25 protein-coding genes and 1 riboswitch are annotated in these 25,813 nt (G+C 72.1%); of the genes, 7 read left to right on the top strand and 18 right to left on the bottom strand.

All coding sequences use genetic code 11. From position 1 onward, the window contains the following. Positions 1-5: 5 nt before the first annotated feature. Both IAG42_RS29985 and IAG42_RS29980 read left to right on the top strand, forming a co-directional pair. On the top strand, positions 6-1,361 hold the full coding sequence (locus IAG42_RS29985; protein WP_188340080.1) for an MFS transporter: 1,356 nt from the start codon (positions 6-8) through the stop codon (positions 1,359-1,361). A gap of 254 nt (positions 1,362-1,615) precedes the next feature. Beyond that, the gene (locus IAG42_RS29980; protein ID WP_003977404.1) at positions 1,616-1,990 is read left to right on the top strand and encodes an RNA polymerase-binding protein RbpA; all 375 of its coding nucleotides are present in this window, start codon (positions 1,616-1,618) and stop codon (positions 1,988-1,990) included. 358 nt (positions 1,991-2,348) lie between these two features. On the opposite strand, the gene fxsA is transcribed toward IAG42_RS29980, so the two are convergent. The 4 genes from fxsA to IAG42_RS29960 all read right to left on the bottom strand — a co-directional run bounded on the left by fxsA (position 2,349) and on the right by IAG42_RS29960 (position 6,374). Then, positions 2,349-2,918, bottom strand: coding sequence for an FxsA family membrane protein (gene fxsA / locus IAG42_RS29975; RefSeq protein ID WP_188340079.1), 570 nt, complete (start codon positions 2,916-2,918; stop codon positions 2,349-2,351). Between the two features lie 84 nt (positions 2,919-3,002). Next, on the bottom strand, positions 3,003-3,776 hold the full coding sequence (locus IAG42_RS29970) for a polyprenol monophosphomannose synthase (RefSeq protein WP_188340078.1): 774 nt from the start codon (positions 3,774-3,776) through the stop codon (positions 3,003-3,005). Between the two features lie 455 nt (positions 3,777-4,231). Next, entirely contained in the window at positions 4,232-5,845 is a 1,614-nt protein-coding gene (locus tag IAG42_RS29965; RefSeq protein WP_188340077.1) for an amidohydrolase, read from the bottom strand. Positions 5,846-5,933: 88 nt separating this feature from the next. Further along, positions 5,934-6,374, bottom strand: coding sequence for an Lrp/AsnC family transcriptional regulator (locus IAG42_RS29960; protein ID WP_188340076.1), 441 nt, complete (start codon positions 6,372-6,374; stop codon positions 5,934-5,936). Positions 6,375-6,631: 257 nt separating this feature from the next. Between IAG42_RS29960 and IAG42_RS29955 the strand changes: the two genes are divergently transcribed. Next, entirely contained in the window at positions 6,632-7,075 is a 444-nt protein-coding gene (locus tag IAG42_RS29955) for a hypothetical protein (RefSeq protein WP_188340075.1), read from the top strand. 7 nt (positions 7,076-7,082) lie between these two features. Here IAG42_RS29955 and IAG42_RS29950 read toward each other — a convergent pair whose 3' ends face one another. Beyond that, the gene (locus tag IAG42_RS29950) at positions 7,083-8,183 is read right to left on the bottom strand and encodes a phosphotransferase family protein (RefSeq protein ID WP_188340074.1); all 1,101 of its coding nucleotides are present in this window, start codon (positions 8,181-8,183) and stop codon (positions 7,083-7,085) included. 61 nt (positions 8,184-8,244) lie between these two features. Then, positions 8,245-9,381, bottom strand: a complete 1,137-nt coding sequence (locus IAG42_RS29945) for a hypothetical protein (protein WP_188340073.1) — start codon at positions 9,379-9,381, stop codon at positions 8,245-8,247. A 356-nt stretch (positions 9,382-9,737) separates the two neighbouring features. Between IAG42_RS29945 and IAG42_RS29940 the strand changes: the two genes are divergently transcribed. Continuing rightward, a complete protein-coding gene (locus IAG42_RS29940; protein ID WP_188340072.1) occupies positions 9,738-10,034 on the top strand; it encodes a hypothetical protein in 297 nt (98 codons plus the stop codon). On the opposite strand, the gene IAG42_RS29935 is transcribed toward IAG42_RS29940, so the two are convergent. Continuing rightward, positions 9,997-11,160, bottom strand: coding sequence for an acyl-CoA dehydrogenase family protein (locus IAG42_RS29935; RefSeq protein WP_188340071.1), 1,164 nt, complete (start codon positions 11,158-11,160; stop codon positions 9,997-9,999). The two genes, IAG42_RS29940 and IAG42_RS29935, sit on opposite strands and share 38 nt — an antisense overlap. Before the next feature lie 351 nt (positions 11,161-11,511). Here IAG42_RS29935 and IAG42_RS29930 point away from each other — a divergent pair, with 351 nt between their 5' ends. Next, positions 11,512-12,753 (top strand): glycoside hydrolase family 18 protein, encoded by a 1,242-nt coding sequence (locus IAG42_RS29930; RefSeq protein WP_188340070.1) that lies wholly within the window; start codon positions 11,512-11,514, stop codon positions 12,751-12,753. A 68-nt stretch (positions 12,754-12,821) separates the two neighbouring features. On the opposite strand, the gene IAG42_RS29925 is transcribed toward IAG42_RS29930, so the two are convergent. Both IAG42_RS29925 and IAG42_RS29920 read right to left on the bottom strand, forming a co-directional pair. Beyond that, positions 12,822-12,971, bottom strand: a complete 150-nt coding sequence (locus IAG42_RS29925; protein ID WP_188340069.1) for an SCO1431 family membrane protein — start codon at positions 12,969-12,971, stop codon at positions 12,822-12,824. Between the two features lie 132 nt (positions 12,972-13,103). After that, positions 13,104-14,495 carry a peptidase C39 family protein gene (locus tag IAG42_RS29920; protein WP_188340068.1) on the bottom strand — a complete coding sequence of 464 codons (1,392 nt, stop codon included), beginning with the start codon at positions 14,493-14,495 and terminating at the stop codon, positions 13,104-13,106. 236 nt (positions 14,496-14,731) lie between these two features. Here IAG42_RS29920 and IAG42_RS29915 point away from each other — a divergent pair, with 236 nt between their 5' ends. Both IAG42_RS29915 and IAG42_RS29910 read left to right on the top strand, forming a co-directional pair. Then, positions 14,732-15,382: a uridine kinase family protein gene (locus IAG42_RS29915; protein WP_188340067.1), complete on the top strand. Its 651-nt coding sequence runs from the start codon at positions 14,732-14,734 to the stop codon at positions 15,380-15,382. 407 nt (positions 15,383-15,789) lie between these two features. Further along, positions 15,790-17,670, top strand: a complete 1,881-nt coding sequence (locus tag IAG42_RS29910; RefSeq protein ID WP_188340066.1) for an AAA family ATPase — start codon at positions 15,790-15,792, stop codon at positions 17,668-17,670. 204 nt (positions 17,671-17,874) lie between these two features. Here the strand turns inward: IAG42_RS29910 and IAG42_RS29905 are convergent, their stop codons facing one another. The 9 genes from IAG42_RS29905 to IAG42_RS29865 all read right to left on the bottom strand — a co-directional run bounded on the left by IAG42_RS29905 (position 17,875) and on the right by IAG42_RS29865 (position 25,305). Further along, positions 17,875-18,939 carry a hemolysin family protein gene (locus IAG42_RS29905; protein ID WP_188340065.1) on the bottom strand — a complete coding sequence of 355 codons (1,065 nt, stop codon included), beginning with the start codon at positions 18,937-18,939 and terminating at the stop codon, positions 17,875-17,877. After that, on the bottom strand, positions 18,936-20,273 hold the full coding sequence (locus IAG42_RS29900; RefSeq protein WP_188340064.1) for a hemolysin family protein: 1,338 nt from the start codon (positions 20,271-20,273) through the stop codon (positions 18,936-18,938). Before IAG42_RS29900 ends, IAG42_RS29905 begins: the two co-directional genes overlap by 4 nt. Before the next feature lie 257 nt (positions 20,274-20,530). Then, positions 20,531-20,971 (bottom strand): PH domain-containing protein, encoded by a 441-nt coding sequence (locus IAG42_RS29895; RefSeq protein WP_188340063.1) that lies wholly within the window; start codon positions 20,969-20,971, stop codon positions 20,531-20,533. Between the two features lie 56 nt (positions 20,972-21,027). Beyond that, complete coding sequence (hisG, locus tag IAG42_RS29890; protein ID WP_188340062.1) at positions 21,028-21,876, bottom strand: ATP phosphoribosyltransferase; 849 nt, start codon at positions 21,874-21,876, stop codon at positions 21,028-21,030. 75 nt (positions 21,877-21,951) lie between these two features. Further along, positions 21,952-22,224 (bottom strand): phosphoribosyl-ATP diphosphatase, encoded by a 273-nt coding sequence (locus IAG42_RS29885; protein WP_188340061.1) that lies wholly within the window; start codon positions 22,222-22,224, stop codon positions 21,952-21,954. Positions 22,225-22,258: 34 nt separating this feature from the next. Next, the gene (gene ribH / locus IAG42_RS29880) at positions 22,259-22,744 is read right to left on the bottom strand and encodes a 6,7-dimethyl-8-ribityllumazine synthase (RefSeq protein ID WP_188340060.1); all 486 of its coding nucleotides are present in this window, start codon (positions 22,742-22,744) and stop codon (positions 22,259-22,261) included. Between the two features lie 40 nt (positions 22,745-22,784). Then, the gene (locus IAG42_RS29875) at positions 22,785-24,065 is read right to left on the bottom strand and encodes a bifunctional 3,4-dihydroxy-2-butanone-4-phosphate synthase/GTP cyclohydrolase II (protein ID WP_188340059.1); all 1,281 of its coding nucleotides are present in this window, start codon (positions 24,063-24,065) and stop codon (positions 22,785-22,787) included. Next, positions 24,062-24,706: a nicotinamide mononucleotide transporter family protein gene (locus tag IAG42_RS29870; RefSeq protein WP_188340058.1), complete on the bottom strand. Its 645-nt coding sequence runs from the start codon at positions 24,704-24,706 to the stop codon at positions 24,062-24,064. Before IAG42_RS29870 ends, IAG42_RS29875 begins: the two co-directional genes overlap by 4 nt. Further along, entirely contained in the window at positions 24,703-25,305 is a 603-nt protein-coding gene (locus tag IAG42_RS29865) for a riboflavin synthase (RefSeq protein WP_188340057.1), read from the bottom strand. The genes IAG42_RS29870 and IAG42_RS29865 overlap by 4 nt, the downstream gene beginning before the upstream one ends. A 159-nt stretch (positions 25,306-25,464) precedes the next feature. Further along, a riboswitch (FMN riboswitch) is annotated at positions 25,465-25,596 on the bottom strand. Positions 25,597-25,813: the final 217 nt, after the last annotated feature.

Raw genomic sequence — 25,813 nt, 5'->3', positions numbered from 1 at the left:
CACGGGTGGGGACCGAGACCGTGCGGGACACGGGGCCGGGCGCCGAGGCGCTCGCCGCACGCCGGCGCGAGCAGCGCGGCTGGTACTTCTACGACTGGGCCTGCTCGGTGTACTCCACCAGCGTCCTGACGGTGTTCCTGGGGCCGTACCTCACCTCGGTCGCCAAGGCCGCGGCCGACGCGGACGGCTATGTGCATCCGCTCGGGATCCCGGTCCGCGCGGGCTCGTTCTTCGCCTACTCCGTCTCGCTCTCGGTGATCCTCGCGATCTTCGTGATGCCGCTCGCGGGCGCAGCCGCCGACCGGTCGGGCCGCAAGAAACCACTGCTCGCCGTCTCCGCGTACACGGGAGCGGCGGCGACGACCGGGATGTTCTTCCTGGACGGCCACCGCTATCTGCTCGGCGGCGTCCTCCTGGTGGTGGCGAACGCCTCGCTCGCCGTCTCGATGGTGCTCTACAACGCCTATCTGCCGCAGATCGCGCCTCCGGAGGAGCGCGACGCGGTCTCCACGCGCGGGTGGGCGTTCGGCTACGCCTCGGGCGCGCTCGTCCTCGTCCTCGACCTGGTGCTGTACCTGAACCACGACGCCTTCGGCGTCTCGGAGTCGGCGGCGGTACGGATCTGTCTGGCCACGGCGGGAGTGTGGTGGGGCGCGTTCACCCTGGTGCCGTTGCGCCGTCTGCGGGACCGGGGAGCCGCGGACGCGCCCGCGCGCACGGCGCCGGGGCTGCGCCAGTTGAAGGCCACCGTGATGGACATGCGCCGTCATCCTCTGACGCTGTCCTTCCTGCTCGCCTATCTGGTCTACAACGACGGCGTGCAGACGGTGATCTCGCAGGCCTCCGTCTACGGCTCCGAGGAGCTGGGGCTCGAGCAGTCCACGCTCATCGTGGCGGTGCTGCTCGTGCAGGTCCTGGCCGTGGTGGGTGCCCTCGCCATGGGGCGGCTGGCCCGCAGGTACGGGGGCAAGCGCACGATCCTGGGCTCGCTCGTGGCGTGGACGGTGACGATCGGGGCGGGCTACTTCCTCCCGGCGGGCGCGCCCGTGTGGTTCTTCGCCCTCGCGGTCGGGATCGGCCTGGTCCTGGGCGGCACTCAGGCCCTGTCGCGCTCCCTGTTCTCGCATCTGGTGCCGGCCGGCAAGGAGGCCGAGTACTTCTCCGCGTACGAGATGAGCGACCGGGGCATGTCCTGGCTGGGGCCCCTGGTGTTCGGGCTCGCCTACCAGCTGACGGGCAGCTACCGGGACGCGATCGTGTCCCTGGTGGCGTTCTTCGCGCTCGGCTTCGTGCTGCTCGCGCGGGTGCCGATGCGGCAGGCGGTGCGCGACGCGGGCAATCCCGTACCCAGCAGGATTTAGCGCCGGACGCCAAAGGCCGGTAGTGTACGCGGTTGGCCTGCCAGGCGTACCGTTACTGCACGTCAAGTCTGACAAACGCTAGGTGACATCTGGTGTCAGATGTGACAAACCGGGCGCAGGTGGGTACAACAAGGGGCGGCTACGACGGCGACGCATGACCCGGAACGGGAATCTTTACCGCCGACCGGACGTTGACCGGATGACGACGACAGCGACACCTGTCCTGTGGGCGACAAGCCCGGGAGGCACGATTCATGAGTGAGCGAGCTCTTCGCGGCACACGCCTCGTGGTGACCAGCTACGAGACGGACCGCGGCATCGACCTGGCCCCGCGCCAGGCCGTGGAGTACGCATGCGAGAAGGGGCATCGCTTTGAGATGCCCTTCTCGGTGGAGGCCGAAATTCCGCCGGAGTGGGAGTGCAAGGTCTGCGGGGCCCAGGCACTTCTGGTCGACGGTGACGGCCCTGAGGAGAAGAAGGCGAAGCCCGCCCGCACGCATTGGGACATGCTGATGGAGCGGCGCACCCGCGAGGAGCTCGAAGAGGTCCTCGAGGAGCGTCTGGCGGTGCTGCGCTCGGGCGCGATGAACATCGCGGTTCACCCGAGGGACAGCCGCAAGTCCGCGTGACCCTGCGGGATCCCGCAAGCAGTTCGTTCAAACGGCCTGGGGCCGGACACACACCGTGTGTCCGGCCCCAGGCCGTTTCCGCGTTCGTCTCCTGATCCCTGATCCCTGGCGGGGCCGCCTCGGGCACCGAACCCGGCGGCATCCGAGCCGATTCCGGTGAGAGCGCCCGCGAGGGGCCCGCCCGGCGGTCGCCTGTCGCATGTCGGCGGGCAGCGGTCGGAATCCGCCCGGTCACCGGCCCGAACACCGTCCCCGGGGTGACCGAGGCCGTCCCGAAGCTTCCCCCCGGGCCGAAGGCTGTCCCGGGGCCGGCCGACCTGAACGCCCGACCTGAACGTGCGGCCCGAACGTCCGGCCCTCAGGACGGCATGATCGGCGGGCGCGGCTCGGAGTCGTCGCGGTGGGATCCCGGGCGGTCGTCCTCGCGGACCACCTCGCCCTGGATCACGGTCGTGCCGGGCTGACGCATCCGCGCCTGCTGGAAGGCACCGCCCAGCGTGCCCTCGGCCGCCGTGCTCATCCGGCGCTCGACCGCCCGCTCCGTGTACCGGCTCAGGGCGCCCCGCACCGGGGGCACGAGGAGCAGCAGACCGAGGGCGTCCGTGATCAGGCCGGGGATCATCAGGAGCAGTCCCGCGAGCATCAGCAGCCCGTTGCCCTGCGTGCGCGGCTCGGCGGGCGCCGCCGCCGGGTTCGTCTGCGCGCGCTGGATCGTCTCGCTCAGGTTCTGGAACGCGCGGCGGCCCGCGGCCTTGATCACGACGGCGCCGAGGACCAGGCCGGCCACGAGAACCAGGAAGACCGTGAAGCCTCCGGCCGCCCCAGCCACCAGCATGAGCAGCCAGACCTCGAGGACCGCCCAGGCGGCGATGCCGAGCGGGAGGAACCTGCGGACCCGGGAGCGCCGGGGCGGAGTGCCAGTGGTCATGCCCCCAGTGTGCCTGGGGCGGCGTCCAAGTGGCGTAAGCGGGGGATCAAGATCGCCGAACCCGGAAAAACGCCCGGACGGCGCTCAGCGGCTCTCGGGGCGGCGGCCGACGGCCTTGCCCACGCGCTCCCCCAGACCCCACGCGGTGACGCGCCACAGGGCCTCCACGACGATGTCCTTGCTCATCTTGGAGTCGCCCAGTTCGCGCTCCACGAACGTGATGGGCACCTCGACCACGTGGTAGCCGGCCTTGACGGCCCGGCGGGCGAGGTCGACCTGGAAGCAGTAGCCCTGCGAGGCCACGTCGTCGAGGCCGAGGCCCTCGAGGGTCTCGCGGCGGAAGGCGCGGAAGCCGCCGGTGACGTCCCGGATCGGCACGTCGAGCACCAGCCGGGAGTACGTGGAGCCGCCACGCGAGAGGAACTCCCGGGACTTGGGCCAGTTGACGACCCGCCCGCCGGGCACCCAGCGCGAGCCGAGCACGAGGTCGGCGCCCTTGAGGGCGGTGAGCAGCCGGGGCAGTTCCTCGGGCTGGTGGGAGCCGTCGGCGTCCATCTCGACGAGGACCCCGTAGTCGTGCTCCATGCCCCAGGCGAAGCCCGCGAGGTAGGCGGCGCCGAGGCCCTCCTTGCCGGTGCGGTGCAGGACGTGGACCTGGTCGTCGGCGGCCGCGAGCTCGTCGGCGAGCTTGCCGGTGCCGTCGGGGCTGTTGTCGTCGGCGACGAGCACGTGGGCCGCGGGCACGGCGGCCCGGACGCGGCCCACGACGGTCTTGATGTTCTCCGCCTCGTTGTAGGTCGGGATGATCACCAAGGCCGTGCCCAGAGGGCCGAACGTGCGCCCACCGCCGTCTTTCACAGGTTCCCCTTCACTTCGTTCACAAGGGGACCACCATAGCGAGCGCGTTTCACTGCGGATCGGGGCCGGGCGTCCTTCGGGCCGGCCTGGGACCCGCTGGCTGCGGATGACCGAGAGCCGTTGTCTACTGAACGCCCGGGCCCCACCCGGGTCGCACCTGGCCGACCGGCCGGAACGTTCCGGCGCCCCGTGGCGCGGGCGCCGGTCCCGGACCTCGCCGGTGGTGCGCCGGTGGGCGCACCACCCCGTGATCCGGCTGCGTTCGACGACTGCGCGGAATTCCCCGGTCGTACCTGGAGGTGGTGGACCCGGCAGAACCTACCGGCCGACCTCCGCGTCCTGTCAACAGCCGATTGACCTGCGGCTCCTCCTGAACTCGCCTGGTCAGGGCCGAGGATGCGCAGGTCGTGCGGGACGGTGCCGATCCGGAGCGGGTCGCACACCGCCCGCGCACATCACTCTTCCGGCCGTACGAAGACGGTCTGACCGGAGACCACCGTCCGCAGGCAGACCGGCAGTTGGGCGCCGGGCGTGAGGTCGGGCAGGCCGGGGGTGCCGGAGCGCGGGTCGGTGGACCAGCGGGCCACCCGGTCGTCGGGCGCCTGCACGATCAGCTCGTCGGTGCGCCAGACGGCGTAGTCGGCGGGGGCGCCGGGCACAAGCATGCCCGCGTCGTCGCGGCCGACGGCGCGCCAGCCGCCGCGGGTGTGCGCGGTGAAGGCGGCGCGGACGGACACCCGGTGCTCGGGGGTCCGGTGGAAGGCGGCGGCGCGGATGGTGCCCCACGGGTCCAGCGGGGTGACGGGGCTGTCGGAGCCGAAGGCGAGCGGCACACCGGCCCGCAGCAGGGCCGCGTACGGGTTGAGGGCACGGGCGCGCTCGGCGCCGAGCCGGTCGGCGTACATGCCCTCCGCGCCGCCCCACAGGGCGTCGAAGGCGGGCTGCACGGAGGCGGTGAGGCCGAACTCGGCGAAGGCGGCGATGCTTTCGGGGCTGAGCATCTCGGCGTGCTCGACGCGGTGCCGGGCGGCCCGTACGCGGGCGAGGCCCACCTTGTCGACGGCGGCGCGCACCCCGTCGACGACCGCGGTGACCGCGGCGTCGCCGATGGCGTGGAAGCCGGCCTGGAGTCCGGCCTCGGTGCAGGCGACGACGTGGGCGGCGACGTCCTCGGCGCTCAGATAGGCGGTGCCGGTGTGCGCGGCGTCGGCGTACGGCTCGTGCAGGCACGCGGTGTGGGAGCCGAGGGCGCCGTCCACAAAGAGGTCGCCGGCGGCGCCGAGCGCGCCGAGGCCGCGGGCGCGCTCGATGTCCCGGTCGGCCCAGTAGCCGACGACGCGGGGGCCCGGCTCGGAGCGGGCGAGGTCGAGGAGCCCGGTGAAGTCGTCCTCGGAGGAGATGTCGGGGCCGCCGCACTCGTGGACGGAACCGATGCCGAGGGAGGCGGCCCGGCGCAGGGCGGCGCGCTGGGCCTCGGTGCGCTGGCGGGAGCCGACCGCGCCGAGGGCGGCGGCCCGGACGGCGTGGTGGGCGTCGCGGGTGAGCGGCCCGTCGGGGCTGAAGCCGGGGCGGTCCGCGACGCCGGGCACGAGGTCGAGCAGGGCGGTGGTGACGACGGCGGAGTGCACGTCGATGCGGGAGAGGTACAGGGGGCGGCCGCCGGTGGCCTCGTCGAGCTCCCCGCGCGACGGCGGACGGTCCTCGGGCCAGCGCGCGGCGTCCCAGCCGTGGCCGAGCAGCACCCGGTCCTCGGGGTGGTCGTCGGCGTGCTGCCGTACGAGGGTCAGTGCCTCGGCGCGGGAGCGGGCGCCGGTCAGGTCGAGGCCGGTCAGGGCCAGGCCGGTCGACGTGGTGTGCACATGGGCGTCGGTGAACGCCGGGGTGACCAGCGCCCCGTCGAGGTCGACGACCTCGTCGACCCCGTCCGCGAACGCGTCCGCCGCGCCTTCCGAGCCGACCCAGGCGACGTGCCCGGCCTCCACGACCATGGCGGTGGCGAAGGGGTCGGCGGGACTGTGGACCTCGCCGCGGCGCAGGAGGACGGTACGGGTGCTGGGGGGCGTGCTCATGGGGACAGTCTCCCGCGCGGGGTGCCCCGGTCCGGTGCCGGGGTCCCAAATGTCGCGCTGCGGGAGCGGCGCCGCGGGCGTCGCGGGGTCAGATGCGGGGCGGGCGGGCCTCGTAGGGGGTGGAGAGGACGACCGTGGTGCGGGTGGAGACGCCGGCGAGGGAGCGGACCCGGGTCAGCAGGTTCTCCAGCTCGAGGGGGGTCTCGACGCGCACCTTGAGGATGTAGTTCTCGTCTCCGGCGACGCTGTGGCAGGCCTCGATCTCGGGGACGCCGGCGAGGCGCTCCGCGATGTCGTCGGGGGCGCTCGGGTCGAACGGCTTCACCGAGATGAACGCGGTGAGCGGCAACCCGACCGCCTCGGGGTCCACGATCGCGCCGTAGCCCCGGATCACGCCGCGCTGTTCGAGCCGGCGCACGCGCTGGTGCACCGCCGAGGTGGACAGGCCCGTGGCCTTCCCCAGGTCGGTGTAGCTCATCCGCCCGTCCTTGACGAGCAGCTGCACAATCTGTCGGTCGAGCTCCTCCATGGCGACGAACCTACCGGTCACTTGATCCCGCCGGATACCGGAGCGGCGCAGCCGGCCGCCCGGAACGGGGTGAAGCGGGCCTCTCGCCTACCTCGCATCCGGCACACCCACACGGCATGTGACCAAGACCACACGCCTGGAGCCGTGTCCGCGGGCATGGCGCGATTACCCCGGGTACCGGGCGGGAAGTGCTTGCTGTGGCCGAGGCCCGCGACTCAAGGACATCCGCGGCCGGCCCACCCGAGGGGGAGATTCCCATGCAGAGTGTGAAGCGTCCCGGACGCACTGCCGCACGCGGCCGCAAGCAGGCGGTCGTCGAGCCCCAGCCGGAGGGCGTCGAACCCGACGTCTTCGACGGGGACGACCTCGACGCGTACGACACCTTCGAGATGTACCGGGTGATCTGCCCGGACTGCTCGCAGCCCATCGCCCTTCTGGCCGACGAGGACGTGCTGCCCGAGCACGCGCACGTGACCTCGGCGTGGAACCCGTTCGGGCTCACCGTGTGCGCGGGCACCGGTCGCGCGGCCGCGGACGCGGCCGCTGCGGACGAGCTGACCGGTGCCCAGGAGCAGGACACCGCGCTGCTGTTGACGCTCCCTCAGGGGCTCGACTGGCGCACGCAGCCGTTCTCGCACGTGGGCGGCCCCGGTTCGCGCCCGATCCAGGTGCCCCGGCAGCGGGACCGCCGCGCGGCCTGACGCGCGCTCAGTCCCGCCCGTTCCAGTAACTGCCCTGCACCATGGCCCGCAGACTGTCGTGGTGCAGGATCAGTGTGTCCGGATCCGCGGGTACGGCGGCCTCGCCGAAGTGCACCTGCCGGTAGGCGACGCGGAGCATCACGACGGCGTGCCGCAGGGCCGCGTAGAGCGTGTAGAAGTCCATGTCGCGCGGGGTGTGTCCGGTCAGGTCCGCGTAGCGGGCCTCGACGTGGTCGCGGCGCAGGAAGCCGGGCAGTCCGGGCTGGCCGAAGCTCTCGGTGAGGTCCTGGAAGAAGCGGTGCAGATAGACGGTCCAGCCGAGGTCGACCTCGCGCGGGGCGAGCGCCGCCATCTCCCAGTCGAGGACCGCGGCGGGGGTGAAGCCGTCGTAGATGACGTTGCCGATGCGGGCGTCGCCCCAGTTGAGCACCGCCTCGCCCTCCTCGTCCGGCCACAGCCGCGCGAGCCGGTCGAAGGCGCTCTCGATCAGGGGTGAGCGGGGCCGGCCCTCCACCACCCAGGCGTAGTAGGCGCGTTGGGCGTCGACGTGGCGGCGCAGCGGGCTGCCCTCTCCGGGCAGTTCCAGGAAGCCGGCGTCCTTGGCGGGGACGCCGTCGTGCAGCCGGGCGAGCAGGCGGACGCTGGCGTCCTCCAGTTCCGCGCGCTCGGCGTCGGTGGCGGCGTGCAGCCAGTTCCCCTCGTACGTGTAGGGCATGACGTCGGGCGGTACGCGGCCGGCGACGCGCTCCATGACGAAGAAGGGCGCGCCGAGCGGTTCGGGGTCCTCCTCGAGCCAGAGCACGGCGGGCACGGGCAGTCCGGTGCGGGCGGCGAGGCGCATCGTGCGGTACTGCCGCGGCATGTCGTACTCGGGGAAGATCGTGTACGCGGAGGGGTCGGCGGCGAGCCGGAGGGCGCAGGCCCGCACGGGCGGATCCGGGTGCTCGATGTCGAAGAGGAGCGTCTCGCTCGACATGCCGTTGGACTCGGGGACGGCGACGTTCACCGCGCGGGCGCCCGGCAGCCGGCGGTCCAGCCAGGCGCAGAGCCGGCGGGCGAGCTCCTCGGGGTCGCGGGTGGAGGTGCGGGGGCGCGGTGCCGTGGCCATGGCCGGACTCCCTCTGTGTGTACCGGTGTTCAGATGTCGGTGGTGCGGCCCGGTCCGGGGCTCAGGGACGGGCGGGGGCCGTCGAGTCGAAGCCGGTGAAGCCGCTGGGGTCGTGCCGTCCGAAGCTGCCGTGCTCGAAGATGCCGTGGCCGACCTGTCCGTCGAGGGTGAAGCGGGCCGCGTGGTCGATGACGCCGTAACCGGCGAGCGGGTGCGCGGCGGGGTCGGAGAGGTCGTAGGCGCGGCGGTCGGTCCAGTCGCGGCCCTGCCAGGTGCCGTGCTGCCAGTCGTCGGCCGGCGGGTAGCCCGCGCCGACGGCGAGCGGTGAGGACGCGAGGATCTCGACGCCGAGTTCCAGGGGTTTGCGGTCGACGGGGTCGGTGAGGTGGACGACCGCCCGCTCGGGGTGGCGGGTGCCGGGGCGGTAGGTGATGTCGGCCTGGGGCCAGCCGAGTTGGCGGTCGCGGTGCCCGGGGCGCACGAGGGTGGCGTCGTTGAGGGTGCGGAAGCCGTCGGCGTCCTCCTGGAGGACGACCATGAGGAAGCGGTCGGCGAAGCGCACCGGGGCCCAGATCCAGTGGAAGCCCTCGGCGGGGTTCTCCTGCGCGAGCCGCCCGCCCTCCTCACCGGGGATGGGCCGCACGCCCCAGCTGCGGTCGCGGGTGCCGGTCCAGCCCCGTACGTCGACGTCGCGGCCGCCGACGCGGAGCCGGCCGTCGCAGTGTCCGGCCTGTACGAAGCGCCGTCCCTCCAGGGTGAGGCGGCCGCCGCGGCGCTGGAGGTGGTGCGGTTCCCACAGGGCGGGGAAGTCGGCGCTCCAGTGGATCTCGCACGAGAGTCCGTCGGGGTCGTCCGGGTCGGCGGCGCAGCTCAGGACGAAGTCGTGGAGCGGCCGCTCGACGTGGATGCGCAGCGGGCCGACGCTCAGCTCCATGCGTGTCTCGTCGCTCAGCGCGTCCGAGGCGCGCACGGCGTGCAGGGTGTCGCCGACGCGCAGGGTGGCGTAGGCGTCGACGACCCCCAGGTTGGGGTAGACGCCGAGTCCGAGGATGAGCAGGAACTCGCCCGTGGGGTCGACGAGATGGAAGATGCACCGGTCGTAGGCGTTGCGGTCGCTCGTGGCGACGTGCTTCATCGACAGCGGCACCTGATGGATCGGGTACTCGTCGAGAGCCACGGGACGGTCGTCTTCGGCCACGGCAATTCTCCTCCGGCGCACGGCAGTTGACGTCGCCCGGAGGGGTACGGCCTGCCCGGCGGCGGAGTTGACGGTACGTCAGATCACGGGCGGGCACCAGATGCGGGGGCGGGGTTGCCGGGCCGGCGCCGCGCGCCGCCTTCAGGCCTGCACCGAAGACATGCACCGCAGGCCCTCGTCAAAGGCCCGCGCGAGGGCCCGCGCCGATTGCGCGGCGCACACGCGTCGCACGCGTCGCACGCGGCTGATCGCACCCGCACGGCGGCGCCTCCCGGGCACGCGCACGGTTATGCCACGAACTCACGCTCGATAGGCGCCGGAGGTGACTCCAATGCGGCCGCGGCCGTTGACCTGGCATGACCCCGACGCAGACCGCCGCCCCCGCGCCCACCGGACGCCGCAGGCGCGCCCTCGTCCCGGCCCCCGCAGAATCGGTTCAGCAGCGGGCCTCCCGCAAGCCCGCGGCGCGCGTCCCCGAACCGCAGGACCCGCCGATCTACCGGGAGCTGCTCGCCTCCTGGGCCGACCGGGGGCGGACACTGCCGGGGCGACCGGACCCCGAGTGGGCGCGACTGGTCGCGCCCACCGTGCGGACCGGGGAGTTCGGCGGAGCGCTCAGCGAGTCTCCGGACCCGCGAGGTGACGAGCGATGACCATCCGCTGGATCTGGTTGGTGCCCTCGACGATCTGCAGCACCTTCGCCTCGCGCATGTAGCGCTCGACCGGGAAGTCGGCCGTGTAGCCGTACCCGCCGAAGACCTGGACCGCGTCCGTGGTGACCTTCATCGCCGCGTCCGTGCACAGCAGCTTGGCCATGGCGGCCTGCTTGGAGAACGGCAGTCCGGCGTCGCGCAGCCGCGCCGCCGAGAGGTACAGCGCGCGGCCCGCCTCGATCTGCGTCGCCATGTCGGCGAGCATGAAGCGCAGGCCCTGGAAGTCGGCGATGGGCCGGCCGAACTGCGAGCGGCCCTTGGCGTACTCGATCGCCGCGTCGAGCGCGGCCTGGGCGACGCCGATCGCGCAGGCGGCGATGCCGAGCCGGCCGGAGTCGAGCGCGGCCAGGGCGATCTGGAAGCCCTGCCCCTCGTCCCCGATGCGGCGGGCGTCGGGGATCCGCACCCCGTCGAAGTGGATCTGGGCCGTGGGCGAGCCCTTCATGCCCATCTTCTTCTCCGGCGCCGCGGCGCTCAGCCCCTCGGCGTCACCGGGCACCAGGTACGCGGTGATCCCCCGGGCGCCCTCGCCGCCGCTGCGGGCCAGGACCGTGTAGAAGTCGGCGACGCCGCCGTGGGTGATCCAGGCCTTGGTGCCGTCGAGCACCCAGTCGCCGCCCTCGCGGACCGCCTTGGTGCGCAGCGACGCCGCGTCGGACCCGGAGGCCGGCTCGGACAGGCAGTACGCGCCGAGCAGACCGCCGGCGAGCATGTCGGGCAGGTGCTCCGAGCGCTGCTCCTTGGTGCCGAAGTTCGCCAGGGCGTGGCAGGCCAGCGAGTGCACGCTGACGCCGAGGCCCACGGTGAGGCGGGCGGCCGCGAGCTCCTCGAGGACCTGGAGGTAGACCTCGTAGGGCTGGTCGCCGCCACCGAACTCGGAGTCGTAGGGCAGGCCGAGCAGTCCCGAGGAGGACAGGAGGGCGAAGGTGTCGCGCGGGAACCGCCCGGCTTCCTCCTCCTCGGCGGCGCGCGGGGCGATCTCCCGCTGGGCGATGTCACGGACCAGCCGCAACAGGTCGCGGGCTTCGTCCGTCGGCAGCTGCCGCTCGACTCCTGACTCCGGCATAACGACGCTCTCCTCTGGGCGGGCGCTGCGGCGGCGGCCGCGGGGTTGAGCGGCGCCACCGGGGGTGGTCACTACCGGAACCGATGCTGCCGTTCTGGGTCTCAGAAGCGGCTGACCAGCGGTTGCGGCGTGTTGAGTATTCCCGATCCGGAAGCCCGCGTCACTAGTTAACGACCGCTTACTGAAAGTTTTTCGCGTGCGCTCGAACCGCGCAAGAGCGCGGGCCGGCGCATGGCCGGAATCGGAGCGGATTGGTTCGGACCATTGACGCACTGGTCTAGTCCTTCTAGTGTCCTGCCCGCAGGTCCAGCACCACTTCCCCCACGCTCCCCTCCCCCACGAGGAGACACGATGCTCCGACCGCACCTCCCGCGCGCCTCGTTCAAGGCGCTCGTCTCCGCCGCGTGCTGCGCCGTCCTCGGCGCCGGACTGCTCGCCTCCGCGGGCACCGCCACCGCACGCGAGACCGCCGGCTCCCCCCAGGCGGCGGCCGGCTCGAAAGTCGTCGGCTACTTCACGGAGTGGGGTGTCTACGACCGGAACTACCACGTCAAGAACATCGAGACCTCCGGCTCGGCCGACAAGCTCACCCACATCAACTACGCCTTCGGCAACGTCCAGGGCGGCAAGTGCACGATGGGCGACGCCTACGCCGCGACCGACAAGGCGTACACCGCGGACCAGTCCGTGGACGGCGTCGCCGACACCTGGGACCAGGAGCTGCGCGGCAACTTCAACCAGCTGCGCAAGCTCAAGAAGCTCCACCCGGACCTCAAGATCCTCTGGTCCTTCGGCGGTTGGACCTGGTCCGGCGGCTTCACGGAGGCGGCCAAGAACCCCGCCGCCTTCGCCCAGTCCTGCTACGACCTCGTCGAGAACTCCAAGTGGGCCGATGTCTTCGACGGCATCGACATCGACTGGGAGTACCCGAACGCCTGCGGCCTGACCTGCGACACCAGCGGCCGGGCCGCGTACAAGGACCTGATGGCGGGGCTGCGTTCGAAGTTCGGCGCGGACTACCTGATCACGTCCGCCATCCCGGCCGACGCCTCCGAGGGCGGCAAGCTCGACGCCGCCGACTACGCGGGCGCCGCCCAGTACGTCGACTGGTACAACCCGATGACGTACGACTTCTTCGGCGCCTGGGACGCGCAGGGCCCGACCGCCCCGCACTCCCCGCTCACCGCGTACGACGGCATTCCCAAGGCCGGGTACAACTCGGACGCCACCATCACCAAGCTCAAGGCGATGGGCGTCCCGGCCTCCAAGCTGCTGCTCGGCATCGGGTTCTACGGGCGCGGCTGGACCGGCGTGACGCAGGAGAAGCCCGGTGGCACGGCGACCGGCCCCGCGGCGGGCAAGTACGAGCAGGGCATCGACGACTACAAGGAGCTCAAGACCAAGTGCCCGGCGACGGGCACGGTCGGCGGCACCGCTTACGCGTACTGCGGCACCAACTGGTGGTCCTACGACACCCCGGCGACCATCGCCGGGAAGATGGACTACAAGAACAGTCAGGGCCTCGGCGGCACCTTCTTCTGGGAGCTGTCCGGTGACACGTCGAACGGTGAGCTGATCAAGGCCATCAGCTGACGCGAGGCACCAGACGCACGAGGGGCGGGGTCCGGCTGCGCCGGGCCCCGCCCTCCGTCATGTACGGCTCACATCCAGCCGAGCTGGGTCACGAGCATCGCGAGCACGACCACGAAGGTCCAGCCGAGGACGTGCTCGAGGATCTTCGGGCCGTCCTCCCGCGGGCCACCCGTGCGGGTGCGTGCGGAGGCGGGGGCGGTGGCGGAGCTCGCGGTCATGGCTGTCTCGCTGTTCGTGGACGTGATGGTGCTTCCCCGGGAGCCGGTCTCCCCGGCGGCTCCCCCACCACCATGCCACCGCCTCGGCCGGGTGCGGCCGAGACGTTGGTCACGCGGCGGCGCGGCCGCCCGTCAGCGCACGCCCACGGCTGCGAGCGCCTTGCGCTGGCGGGACGACGGCCGGGCCGGGAAGTACAGGTAGCAGACGCCGCCCGTGCCGGAGACGACCTTGCCGGTGGAGTTGTAGCGCTTGGTGCGCAGCCAGATGTTCTCCCACTCGCGCCGCTTGTAGACGCGGCGGACCGCCGGGTCGTTCGGCGAGGCCGGGTCGTTGGCGATCACGTCGCCGTCGGCGGTGAAGCCGATGACCGTCATCAGATGGCCCGAGGTCCCGTAGCCGGCGCCGGTCAGCTCCTCCTTGAGGAACGACTGTGACGTTATGGCCGGGATGCCCGCGGCGATCAGCGTCTCCAGGTCCGTGAGGGAGGAGAGCCGGGTGACGACACCCTGCAGGTCCTTGTACGTGGCGGCGTAGGCGGCGTTGAACGGCCAGTTGCCGCAGCCCTCGTACTGGTAGTCATACGTAAAACGCGCGGCGTGGCAGACCTGCGGGTCCGCGTAGTCCGGATTCACCCAGGACAGGTCGTCGGAGCTGGGCTCGCGGCCCCAGTACTCGATGATCATCTGCGAGGAGGTCGGGCTGCACCAGGCCTCGCCGCCGTTGTCGTACTCGGGGTACTGGCCGGCGTGGATGTTCTGCGAGTAGCGCGGGACCTTCAGCTCGGCGGCCAGGCCCGGGGCGGAGGCCGGGACGGTGAAGCGGTCCGGGACGTCGGAGCCCATCGCGCCGAGCCGCCACACGGTCGGCGCGGTGTCGGCGCCCGGGGTGCGCAGCAGGGTCAGCCGCAGCCGGTAGGAGACGAGCCGCAGCCCGGAGGACGCGTCGTCGATCGAGAAGGTGTCCGTCCAGATGCTGGACTTCCCGTCGCTCTGGTCGTCGACGGAGGTGCGGCGGATGTCGGCGTCCTTGTCGTCCCCCGCGGTCCAGCGGCCCATCACGTACCAGGGCGTCTTCCCGCCGTCGCTGTACGTGCCCTGCAGCTCGACCTCGATCCAGGTGCCGGCGGGGGTGCGCGCGTTCCAGGAGGCGATGACCTCGGTGGCGGGGACGGAGAGCGTGTGGACCGGCGAGGTCCAGGTCGCGTACTCCCAGTCGGCCGTCCGGTTCAGATGCGGGTCGGTGTACGAGCGGGTGCCCGCGGGGCGGTCGAGGGTCAGGCCCGGGCGGGCGCCGGCGACGGTGCGGGTGCCGCGCCCGGTGCCGGAGAGCCAGTCGGCGAGGGTCACCCACGCGTGGTTGTCCACGGCGCGGGGCGCCGCCTTCGCACCGGGGGCGAGGGGCGCGGCGCTCGCGGTACCGGCCGCCGTGGCGGCGAGCGCGACGCCCGCGGCCGCCGCGAGCAGGCTTCTGCGGGACATGCGGGACTCGGGGTGCTCGACGGTGTCGGGATCGGGTCGGGTCATCAGGTGGTTCCCCCAGTCGACGGGTCGGACGGACGGTACGGACGGGGCGGGAGGCGCTGAAGGCGCGGACGCGGGGTGTGCTTCCTGGTGGAACAGTGCGCCAACTATGGCCGCCGGAGCGGGATTTCCACCAGCGTTTCGCCTCCGGTCACCCCATCAATATTGGTCTCCACCACTGGCATGACCTGCGGTGCCACCTGCTCGACCGGCGTACGCGGGCACGTACCCTGACCGCTGTGGACCACGCGCACGCACCCCTCGCCCCGTACGCCGACCGGCTGCGCCGGCTGCCGCCCTCCTGCGGTCCCGTGCGCCTGATCGGCGTCGACGGGCACGCGGGTTCCGGCAAGTCGACGTTCACGACCCGGCTCGCGGCGGCGCTCGGCGGGGCGCCCGTGCTGCGCCTCGACGACATCGCGAGCCACGACGCCCTGTTCGCGTGGACCGAGCGGCTGCGCGCCCAGGTGCTCGCGCCGCTCTCCCGGGGCGAGACGGCGCACTACGAGACGTACGACTGGAACGCGCGCCGGTTCGGTGCCGTGCGCGCGCTTCCGGCCGCCGACGTGGTGCTGATCGAAGGGGTCGGCGCGGGACGGAGCGCGATCCGGCCGTTCCTGGCGCGGCTCCTGTGGCTGGATCTGCCGTCCGAGGCGTCCTGGGCGCGTGGGCGGGCCCGGGACGGTGAGCCCCAACGTGCCTTCTGGGACGGGTGGATCCCCGCGGAGCGCGCACACTTCGCCCTCGACCCGTCCTGGCCGTTCGCGGACGAATTGGTGCGCGAGTGCAAGGAGAAGCCGGAGGGGTACGTGATGCGCCAAGGGCCCTCCGTGACCCCGCCGGAGCACCGTTCCGTCACTCACCGTGAAGGTCCGCCAGCGGTGCGCTGACCCCTCGGAAAGCGCCTTCCACGAGTTTCCCGGAGTGCCTCAACTCCGCTTGACCGAGGGGCCGTACAGGACTTACGTTCTGAATGTGCGGCCTTCGGAGGCCGCCCCGCAGACGCGAAGCCCCCGGTTGTTCCCCCGTGATCGGGGGCTTCGTTCTGCCCTCAAAGCCGCAAACCGGTCTCGGCGCGGCGCCGCCTGCTCACCCAGGGTCACCATCGGGCACCGCCCCCACCTGCACCGGATCCTCGGCGATCGCCCCGATCCGACCCCTTCGCGCCCTACGGTCCACCCTGCCCGCGCGGGTACGATGCCTCTCGGTGCGGCCTGGGACGGCTCGCTGTCCGCATCGTGGCAACTCCCGTCCAAGACAGAGCGGTTCATCGGGGGCACGGCATGTGGGGGACGTGATGGACTTCGGCACCGGCACGCCGACGGGCCCGGCCGACCTCGCCTGGCTGCGAGGCGTCGACGCCTACACGATGGGCGCCTATCCGCAGGCGGAGGAGGAGTTCAAGGCCGCCGTCCGGATCGATCCGGGCATGGCGGACGGCTGGCTCGGACTGCACGCGTTGCGGGTCGACACGACGACGGCGCTGCTGCGGATGTTCCGGCACCGGGACCGCTTCGGCGAGCAGCGCACACGGCACCGCAGGACGCTCAACTCCTGGTACTGGCTGGGCTGGTGGGTGCAGCCGGTGCTGGAGCAGCCGCGTGATCTCTTACTCGCGCACGCCTCGCACTGGCTGGACGGCCGGCACGTGCCCGAGCTCGACCGGGCCCTGGCCACGCTGCCGCCGGTCGACGCGGACCGGCACGTCCGCTTCCTGCACGCCTGCCGGGCCTACCTGGTCAAGGACTGGGAGCAGCTGGTCCGGCACACCGAGGCGCTGATCGACGACCCGCTGCTCGGCATCGAGGCCGGCCTGTTCGGCGGCATGGCCCGGGTGCGGCTCGAGATGTACGGGCAGGCGGAGCCGCTGCTCTCCGCCGCACTGATGCGCTGCCGCAGCGAGCAGCCCCAGCGCAAGGAACTGCGGTACTGGCTGGCGCGGGCGCACGAGGGCACGGGCCGCTCGGCGGCCGCGCTGCCGCTGTACCGGGCCGTCCACCGCGTCGACCCCGCGTTCATGGACACCTCCGCGCGGCTCGCCGCGATCTCCGAGGGCGACGGCCTGGCCGACCTCGCGGACGGCTCCGATCTCGCACCGCTGCTCACCGGGTACCAGGACGGCCTCGACGGCGCGGAGTCGGTGGACCCGCTCTACGAGAGCGACGGCCGCGATCTGCTGGTCTCCGGCCCCGACCTGCCGCCGCCGGGCGCGTCCTCGGGTCCCCCGCCCGAGGAGACGGACATCGTGCGGGAGAAGGCCGTGGTGCCGGTGCCGCCGCCGCTGCCCACCGGGCCCGCGGACCCCGCCCTGCTGGAGGAGGCGCTCGCCGAGCTGGAGCGGATGGTCGGCCTGGAGCCGGTCAAGCGCCAGGTCAAGGCGCTGTCCGCGCAGTTGAACATGGCGCGGCTGCGGGCCGGTCAGGGCCTGCCCGTTCAGCCGCCGAAGCGGCACTTCGTCTTCTCCGGGCCCTCGGGCACCGGCAAGACGACCGTGGCGCGCATCCTCGGCCGGGTCTTCTACGCGCTCGGGCTGCTCGGCGGCGATCACCTCGTGGAGGCCCAGCGCGCGGATCTCGTCGGCGAGTACCTCGGCCAGACCGCGGTGAAGGCCAACGAGCTGATCGACTCGGCGCTCGGCGGCGTCCTCTTCGTGGACGAGGCGTACGCGCTGTCCAACTCCGGGTACGGCAAGGGGGACGCGTACGGGGACGAGGCCCTTCAGGTGCTGCTGAAGCGGGCCGAGGACAACCGGGACCATCTGGTGGTGATCCTCGCCGGATATCCCGAGGGGATGGACCGGCTGCTCGCCGCCAATCCGGGGCTGTCGTCCCGCTTCACGACCCGGGTCGACTTCCCCTCGTACCGGCCGCTCGAGCTCACGTCCATCGGGGAGGTGCTCGCGGGGGAGAACGGGGACGTGTGGGACGAGGAGGCGCTGGAGGAGCTGAGGTCCATCGCCGGGCACGTGGTCGACCAGGGGTGGATCGACGAGCTCGGGAACGGGCGGTTCCTGCGGACGCTCTACGAGAAGTCCTGTGCGTACCGGGACCTTCGGCTGACCGGGTATCTGGTCGAGCCCACGCGGGACGACCTGGCGACGCTTCGGCTGGCCGATCTCATGCAGGCGTACGGGGAGGTCCTCTCGGGGCGGGGGCCGCGTGGGGGTGCCGGGTTCTAGGGCGGGTCACGCCGTGGGTTCACCGGTTCGTCGCCGGGTGCTGCCCGTGGGGCTTCTCGCGCAGTTCCCCGCGCCCCTGAAATGCAGACGCTTCGCGTCGCATTTCAGGGGCGACCGATGAGATCGCGCACGAAGTGCGCATCTCAGGGGCGCGGGGAACTGCGCGGCCAGCCCCCACCGGGGGAAAGCCGAAAGGGGGCCCGCTCAGGCCGACAGGTCCACACGGGTCCGGGCCGGCGGGACCTGGTGGGTCGGGTCGGTGACCTCGCCGACCAGGAGCTCCAGGACGTCCTCCAGGGCGACGAGGCCCAGGACGCGGCCCGACGCGTCCGCGACCTGGGCCAGGTGGGTGGCCGCGCGGCGCATCACCGTCAGGGCGTCGTCCAGCGGCAGTTCGGAGCGCAGGGTCGTCATCGGGCGCCACAGGTGCTGCGGGACCGCCCGGTCCGTGTCCGGGCCGTCGATGAGGTCCAGGACGTCCTTCACGTGCAGGTAGCCCATGAACGCGCCGCCGTCCGCGCAGACCGGGAACCGGGAGTACCCGGTGCGGCCGGTCAGTTCGATGATCTGGGCGGGGGTCACGGACGGGCCGACCGTCACCAGGGAGGGGCGGGCCAGGAGCACGTCCGTCACCGGGCGCGAGCCCAGTTCGAGCGCGTCCTCGAGCCGTTCCTGCTCCTCGGGTCCGAGCAGGCCGGCCTGGCCCGCGTCCTCGACGAGGCGGTTGAGCTGCTCGCTGGTGAAGACGGCCTCGACCTCGTCCTTGGGCTCGACCCGGAAGAGCCGCAGGACCAGCCGGGCGCAGGCGCCGAGGGCGATCGTGACGGGCTTGCACAGGCGGGCGAACGCGACGAGCCCGGGGCTGAACCACAGCGCCGTCTTCTCGGGCGCGGCCATCGCCAGGTTCTTCGGGACCATCTCGCCGATGACGAGGTGGAGGAAGACGACGGCGGCGAGCGCGATCACGTAGCCGAGGGGGTGGATCATGCCCTCGGGCAGGTGGACCGCCTCGAAGACCGGCTCCAGAAGACGGGCGACGGTCGGCTCGGCCACCGCGCCCAGCGTCAGTGAGCAGACGGTGATGCCGAACTGGGCGGCCGCCATCATCTGGGGCAGGTGCTCGAGTCCGTAGAGGACCTGGCGGGCGCGGTTGCCCGGAATGGGTTCGATCTGGCTGCGGCGCACGGAGACGAGAGCGAACTCGGCGCCGACGAAGAACCCGTTCGCCAGCACCAGCAGCGCGGCGAAGAACAGTTGCAGGGCGCTCATCGGGCCGCCTCCAGGACGGGCTGCGGGGCGTCCGCGAGCCGGACGATCCGGACCCGCTCGGCCCGGTAGTGGTCGACCTGGCGCACGGCGAGCCGCCAGCCGGGCAGCTCGGCCCTGTCGCCGGCGGCGGGGATGCGGCCGAGCAGGTCGGCGACGAGTCCGGCGACGGTCTCGTACGGGCCGTCGGGTGCTTCGAGGCCGATGCGGCGCAGGACGTCGACGCGGCAGCTGCCGTCGGCCTCCCAGGCGGGGCGGCCGTCCTCCGGGGGCAGCGGGGCGAGCTCGGGCAGGTCGTGGCGGTCGTGCTCGTCGCGGACCTCGCCGACGAGCTCCTCCACGATGTCCTCGAGGGTGACGACGCCGGCGGTGCCGCCGTACTCGTCTACGACGACCGCGATGGGCTGTTCGCTGCGCAGGCGCGCGAGCAGCGGCTGCACCGGGAGCGTCTCGGGGACGAGGAGCGGGGCCTGGGCGATCCGGGCGACGGGGGTGCGCAGCCGCTCGTGCGCGGGGATCGCGAGGGCGTCCTTGAGGTGGACCATGCCGACGACCTCGTCGATCCGCTCCCGGTACACGGGGAAGCGGGACAGGCCGGTGGCGCGGGTCAGGTTGACCACGTCCTCGGCGGTCGCGGAGGCCTGGAGGGCGCTGACCTTCACGCGCGGGGTCATGACGTGCTGCGCGGTGAGCTCGGCGAGCGACAGGGTGCGGACGAACAGGTCCGCCGTGTCCTGCTCCAGGGCGCCGGCCTGCGCCGAGTGGCGGGCCAGCGAGACCAGTTCGCCCGGGGTGCGCGCGGAGGCCAGCTCGTCGGCCGGTTCGACGCCGAGGGCGCGCACCAGGCGGTTCGCGACGGCGTTGAGGACGGCGATGACCGGGCGGAACAGGCGGGAGAAGACGTGCTGGGGGCCCGCGACGAAGCGGGCGACCTGCAGCGGCTTGGAGACCGCCCAGTTCTTCGGGACGAGTTCGCCGATCACCATCTGGACGGCGGCGGCGAGGAGCATGCCGACGACGACGCTGATGCCGCGCGCCGCGCCCTCGGGGACGCCGACGGCGGTGAACGGGCCGTGCAGCAGTTCGGCGAGGGCCGGCTCGGCGAGCATGCCGACGACCAGTGAGGTGATGGTGATGCCGAGCTGGGTGCCGGAGAGCTGGAAGGACAGTTCCTTGAGCGCGGCCACGACGGTGCGGGCCCGCTTGTCGCCGGCGGCGGCGGCCTGCTCGGCGTCGGGGCGCTCCACCGTGACGAGGCCGAACTCGGCGGCCACGAAGAAGCCGTTGGCGAGGATCAGGAGGAAGGCGGCCGCGAGAAGCAGCAACGGGATGGTCATGCCGCCGCCTCCGGTGACGTCAGCGCGCGGGGCGCGCTATGTCGGGAGGGGGCGGCGCAGGTACTACCGGACGATCCGTCCATCGCTGGAGGGAGTCACTCCTAAGTCAGTCGGAGCCCCCGGCCGCCCGTGGGGGCGCGTCGGGGGCGGGGCGGCACTCGAGGCGCGCCCCGTCACCAGATTAATCACGACAGGGGTGGTGCGGCAGGCCCCGCGGCCCTGAGCCTTCCCGGAGACCGCCCCGAAGCGGGGAGTCCTCAGCCCTGGACGGTGCTGTGGGCCTCGGTCAGGGCGCGGAGCGCCTTGGCGTCACGGATGGCGCTCTCCTTGGCGATGCCGGGCTGGATGCCCATGGCGGCCAGGCTGGTGCCGTCGGTGAGGTTGAGGAACACCCAGGGGTCGCCGGGCCGCAGGTTGACCTGGACGATCTCGGCCCAGGCGAGCCGGCGGCTGCGCGCGACGTTGACGACGGTGACGCCGCTGTCGTCGGCGACGATCTTGGGCCGGGCGAGCAGCGCGAGGACGCCCCAGAACATGGCCGCGGTGAAGACGAAGCTGGTCCGCTCCCCCGGGTTCAGTCCGCCGAGCAGCAGGGCGACGGCGGTGATCGTCACGAAGCTGGCGGCGCCGAGCCCGTGCAGGATGGCACGGGTGCGGCTCGGCCGGAAGGTGACGGGCAGCGTCGGCAGGTCAGTCATGGCGGGAAGTCCTCACGGTCCTCTGAGCGGTCCTCGCGGCGGTCTCGGAGGCGGTCTCAGAGACGGCAGGCGTGGATCGCGGTGGTGAGGATGGCCCGGGCGCCGAGCTCGTACAGGTCGTCCATGATGCGCTGGGCGTCGCGGGCGGGGACCATGGCGCGCACGGCGACCCAGCCCTCGTTGTGCAGCGGGGAGACGGTCGGCGACTCGAGGCCCGGGGTGAGGGCGACGGCCTTCTCCAGGTGCTCGGCGCGGCAGTCGTAGTCCATCATCACGTAGGTGCGGGCCACGAGGACGCCCTGGAGGCGGCGCAGGAACTGCTGGACCTTGGGGTCGTCGGTCTCGGCGCCCTTGCGGCGGACGACGCAGGCCTCGGAGCGCATGATGGGCTCGCCGAAGACCTCCAGGCCCGCGTTGCGCAGCGAGGTGCCGGTCTCGACGACATCGGCGATGGCGTCGGCGACGCCGAGCTCGATGGCGGTCTCGACGGCTCCGTCGAGGTGGACGACGGAGGCCTGGACGTCGTGCTCGTCGAGGTACTTGCCGACGATGCCCTCGTAGGAGGTGGCGATCGTCCGGCCCGCGAGGTCGGCGACGCTCTTGACGGCGCCGGGGCGGGAGGCGAAGCGGAAGGTGGAGCGGGCGAAGCCGAGCGGCAGGATCGCCTCGGCGTCGGCGCCCGAGTCGATCAGCAGGTCCTCGCCGGTGATGCCGATGTCGAGCTTGCCGGAGGACACGTAGATCGCGATGTCCTTGGGGCGGAGGTAGAAGAACTCCACCTCGTTGTCCGGGTCGACCGTGACGAGTTCCTTGGACTCCTTGCGCTGGCGGTATCCGGCCTCATGCAGCATCGCCGACGCAGGTCCGGACAGTGAACCCTTGTTGGGGACGGCGATGCGCAGCATGAGGTCGGATTCCTTTGCGTGGAGAGTCGTGACAGGCGTGAGAAACGGGTGTGCTGACGGGATCGGCGTACGGGCTCAGAGGTGCGCGTACACGTCGTCGAGGGAGATGCCGCGGGCGACCATCATCACCTGGACGTGGTAGAGGAGCTGCGAGATCTCCTCGGCGGCGGCGTCCTTGCCCTCGTACTCGGCGGCCATCCAGACTTCGGCGGCCTCCTCGACGACCTTCTTGCCGATGGCATGGACGCCCTTGCCGACCAGCTCTGCGGTGCGGGACGTGGCGGGGTCGCCGTTGGCTGCCTTGTGCTGGAGCTCGGTGAAGAGCTCCTCGAACGTCTTATTGGACATGGTGGTGCCTACTTTACGCGGCTCTCCTCGCCCCTTAACGCCAGGGCTCGGCGACGGTACGCAGCGTGGTCGCGGTGGCGACGGCGGCGGTGACCGCTTCGTGCCCCTTGTCCTCGTTCGAGCCCTCGAGGCCCGCCCGGTCCAGGGCCTGCTCCTCGGTGTCGCAGGTCAGGACGCCGAAGCCGACGGGCACGCCGGTCTCGATGGAGACCTGGGTCAGGCCCTGGGTGACGCCCTGGCACACGTACTCGAAGTGCGGGGTGCCGCCGCGGATGACGACGCCGAGCGCGACGACGGCGTCGTAGCCGCGGCTCGCGAGGACCTTGGCGACGACGGGGAGCTCGAAGCTGCCCGGGACGCGCAGCACGGTGGGCTCGCTGATGCCCAGCTCGGTCAGGGCGCGCAGGGCGCCGTTCACGAGGCCGTCCATGACCTTCTCGTGCCACTGGGCGGCGACGACGGCGACGCGCAGGTCTCCGCAGTTCTTGACGCTCAGTTCGGGTGCACCCTTGCCGCTCACGCGCTTCTCCTCGTACGTACGTAGCTGATGGGACGGTTGATCACTGGTTGCTGCAGGTGGACGTGCGGGGCGCGTCCAGCCAGGGCAGGTCGTGGCCCATGCGGTCGCGCTTGGTGCGCAGGTAGCCGAGGTTGTGCTCGCCGGCGGTGACGGGCATGGGCTCCCGGGCGGTGACCTTCAGGCCGTGCCGGGTGAGGGCGTCGGTCTTGTCCGGGTTGTTGGTCATCAGGCGCAGGCTGTGCACGCCGAGGTCCTGGAGGATCTGGGCGCCGGCCGCGTAGTCGCGGGCGTCGGCGGGCAGGCCGAGCTCCAGGTTGGCGTCGAGGGTGTCGCGGCCCTGCTCCTGGAGTTCGTAGGCGCGCAGCTTGGACACGAGGCCGATGCCGCGGCCCTCGTGGCCGCGCAGATAGACGACGACGCCGCGGCCGTGCTCGACGATGCGCCGCATGGACTCCTCCAGCTGGGGGCCGCAGTCGCAGCGCAGCGAGTGGAAGACGTCGCCGGTGAGGCACTCGGAGTGGACGCGGGCGAGGACGTCCTCGCCGTCGCCGAGCTCGCCGTGGACGAGGGCGACGTGCTCGACGCCGTCGACGGTGGAGCGGTAGCCGTAGGCGGTGAACTCGCCGTGGGCGGTGGGCAGCTGGACGGTCGCCTCGCGCTTGACGGTGGGTTCGCTGCTGCGGCGGTAGGCGATCAGGTCCTCGATGGAGATGATCGTCAGGCCGTGCTTGCGGGCGAAGGGGACCAGCTCGGGCAGGCGCAGCATGACACCGTCCTCACCCGCGATCTCGACGATGGCGCCGGCCGGGCGGAGGCCGGCGAGGCGGGCGAGGTCGACGGCGGCCTCGGTGTGGCCGTTGCGGGCCAGGACGCCGCCGGGCTTGGCGCGCAGCGGGAAGATGTGCCCGGGGCGCACGAAGTCGCCGGGCTCGGCGTCGCCGGAGGCGAGCAGCCGCAGGGTGGTGGCGCGGTCGGCGGCGGAGATGCCGGTGGTGACGCCGTGGGCGCCGGAGGCGTCGACGGAGACGGTGAAGGCGGTCTTCATCGACTCCGTGTTGTTGCCGACCATCTGGGGCAGGTCGAGCCGCTCCAGCTCGTCGCTCTCCATGGGGGCGCAGATCAGGCCGCGGCACTCGCTCATCATGAAGGCGACGATCTCGGGCGTGATCTTCTCGGCGGCGACGACGAGGTCGCCCTCGTTCTCCCGGTCCTCGTCGTCGACGACCACGACGGGGCGGCCCGCGGCGATGTCCCGGACGGCCTGCTCGACCGGGTCGAGGGCCAGGTCGGTCACTTCGTAGAGGTGGGCTGCCGTGCTCATGCGTGGGCTCCTTCGAGCGCAGGGGCGGTGGCGGCGCGGGACCGCAGCCACCAGTCGCGCATGCCCCACAGGACGAGCGCGCCGTAGATGACGTAGACGAAGCCGGAGAAGGCGAAGCCGTTGGCGAAGTTCAGCGGGACGCCGACCGCGTCGACCAGGAGCCAGGCGAACCAGAACTCGACCATGCCGCGGGCCTGGGCGTACATGGCGACGACGGTGCCGACGAAGATGTAGGCGTCGGGCCAGGGGTCCCAGGACAGGGTCGGGAAGGCGGTGAACAGGCCGCCGACCGCGAGAGTGCCGAGGGCGGCGGCGCCGATCAGGTAGCCGCGCTCGCGCCAGGTGGCGAAGCGGACGGCGATGGAGCCGTCCTGCGCCTGGCCCTTGCCGCGGTTCCACTGCCACCAGCCGAAGAGGGCGACGACGATGACGACGAGCTGCTTGCCCGCGCTGCCCGAGAGGTGGGCGGTGGCGAAGGCGGTGAGCAGGATCGCGCCGGACACCAGCTGGGCGGGCCAGGTCCATATGGAGCGGCGCCAGCCGAGGGCGAGGGCGATCAGCCCGATCACGTTGCCGATCATGTCGGACCAGATGATGTGCTGGCCGAACAGCGTGAACGCCTGCGAGTTGAGCCAGTTCACCGGTCGCCCTCCTGGATCCCGAGCATGCGCTCGACGTACTTGGCGATGACGTCGACCTCGAGGTTGACCGGGTCGCCGGGCTGCTTGTGGCCGAGCGTGGTCAGGGCGAGGGTGGTGGGGATGAGGCTGATGGTGAAGTAGTCGGGGCCGGCCTCGACGACGGTGAGGCTGACGCCGTCGACCGTGATGGAGCCCTTCTCGACGACGTACCGGGACAGCTCGGCGGGCAGGGAGACCTTGACGATCTCCCAGTGCTCGGAGGGGGTGCGCTCGACGATCGCGCCGGTGCCGTCGACGTGGCCCTGCACGATGTGACCGCCGAAGCGGCCGTCGGCGACCATCGGGCGCTCCAGGTTGACCCGGGAGCCGGTGGTCAGGGCGCCGAGGCTGGACCGCTTGAGGGTCTCGGCCATGACGTCGGCGGTGAACTCGTCGCCCTCGTGCTCCACGACGGTGAGACACACGCCGTTGACCGCGATGGAGTCTCCGTGCTTGGCGCCGTCGGTGACGACGGGGCCGCGGACGCGGAAGCGGGAGGCGTCGTCGAGGTTCTCGACGGCCGTGATCTCGCCCAGCTCTTCGACGATTCCGGTGAACACTTCCCCGGTCCTCCCTCTGAGGGTCTGGACTCCGGGGCACTGTCGCGATACGGCGACAGAACGTACGGACGACGACACCGGGAGCGGCGACGCCACGTGCGGGGCATCGACAGGGATGCCCTCAACAGCTCGGCGACGCGCACACGAGGTGCCCGCCCGCCGCGCACTGCCTCCCATCCGGACTTTAACCGTCGGTCCAGGAATTTCACCTGGTCAACCGGTCACTGGTGTGTGACCGGGTCGCGGACTGTAACCGCCGGTTCGGACTTTCACCGACCCCGGAGTGCGCTGCTTCTGGTACAGGGCCAGTGTGCCACGTCCACCCGGCACGTCTACCGGTGATCCCTGTGGGCTGACTCACAGCCACGAACGGTGACTTTGGGTCCCGGGAGGGAATAGGCGGCCAACTCCCCCGGCGGGCGCCGGTTGTTGAGATTGGTACAGACCTATTGACGTCATGGTCTAGTCCTCTTAGGTTCCTCCCAGCCTCGAGGTCCACCCGCCCCAC

The organism is Streptomyces xanthii (genome assembly GCF_014621695.1).
In the GTDB taxonomy this organism is placed as follows: Bacteria; Actinomycetota; Actinomycetes; order Streptomycetales; family Streptomycetaceae; genus Streptomyces; species Streptomyces xanthii.
This window is presented reverse-complemented; position numbering and strand designations above follow the sequence as displayed.

What these genes read in the sequence shown, in the direction of transcription:
- IAG42_RS29875 (WP_188340059.1), bottom strand. Translation starts at nt 24,065, where the DNA reads ATGAGCACGGCAGCCCACCTCTACGAAGTGACCGACCTGGCCCTCGAC.
- IAG42_RS29930 (WP_188340070.1), top strand. Translation starts at nt 11,512, where the DNA reads ATGCTCCGACCGCACCTCCCGCGCGCCTCGTTCAAGGCGCTCGTCTCC.
- IAG42_RS29950 (WP_188340074.1), bottom strand. Translation starts at nt 8,183, where the DNA reads ATGGCCACGGCACCGCGCCCCCGCACCTCCACCCGCGACCCCGAGGAG.
- IAG42_RS29895 (WP_188340063.1), bottom strand. Translation starts at nt 20,971, where the DNA reads ATGACTGACCTGCCGACGCTGCCCGTCACCTTCCGGCCGAGCCGCACC.
- IAG42_RS29955 (WP_188340075.1), top strand. Translation starts at nt 6,632, where the DNA reads ATGCAGAGTGTGAAGCGTCCCGGACGCACTGCCGCACGCGGCCGCAAG.
- IAG42_RS29935 (WP_188340071.1), bottom strand. Translation starts at nt 11,160, where the DNA reads ATGCCGGAGTCAGGAGTCGAGCGGCAGCTGCCGACGGACGAAGCCCGC.
- IAG42_RS29960 (WP_188340076.1), bottom strand. Translation starts at nt 6,374, where the DNA reads ATGGAGGAGCTCGACCGACAGATTGTGCAGCTGCTCGTCAAGGACGGG.
- IAG42_RS29900 (WP_188340064.1), bottom strand. Translation starts at nt 20,273, where the DNA reads ATGACCATCCCGTTGCTGCTTCTCGCGGCCGCCTTCCTCCTGATCCTC.
- IAG42_RS29980 (WP_003977404.1), top strand. Translation starts at nt 1,616, where the DNA reads ATGAGTGAGCGAGCTCTTCGCGGCACACGCCTCGTGGTGACCAGCTAC.
- IAG42_RS29910 (WP_188340066.1), top strand. Translation starts at nt 15,790, where the DNA reads ATGGACTTCGGCACCGGCACGCCGACGGGCCCGGCCGACCTCGCCTGG.
- IAG42_RS29905 (WP_188340065.1), bottom strand. Translation starts at nt 18,939, where the DNA reads ATGAGCGCCCTGCAACTGTTCTTCGCCGCGCTGCTGGTGCTGGCGAAC.
- IAG42_RS29920 (WP_188340068.1), bottom strand. Translation starts at nt 14,495, where the DNA reads ATGACCCGACCCGATCCCGACACCGTCGAGCACCCCGAGTCCCGCATG.
- fxsA (WP_188340079.1), bottom strand. Translation starts at nt 2,918, where the DNA reads ATGACCACTGGCACTCCGCCCCGGCGCTCCCGGGTCCGCAGGTTCCTC.
- IAG42_RS29925 (WP_188340069.1), bottom strand. Translation starts at nt 12,971, where the DNA reads ATGACCGCGAGCTCCGCCACCGCCCCCGCCTCCGCACGCACCCGCACG.
- IAG42_RS29965 (WP_188340077.1), bottom strand. Translation starts at nt 5,845, where the DNA reads ATGAGCACGCCCCCCAGCACCCGTACCGTCCTCCTGCGCCGCGGCGAG.
- IAG42_RS29885 (WP_188340061.1), bottom strand. Translation starts at nt 22,224, where the DNA reads ATGTCCAATAAGACGTTCGAGGAGCTCTTCACCGAGCTCCAGCACAAG.
- IAG42_RS29940 (WP_188340072.1), top strand. Translation starts at nt 9,738, where the DNA reads ATGACCCCGACGCAGACCGCCGCCCCCGCGCCCACCGGACGCCGCAGG.
- hisG (WP_188340062.1), bottom strand. Translation starts at nt 21,876, where the DNA reads ATGCTGCGCATCGCCGTCCCCAACAAGGGTTCACTGTCCGGACCTGCG.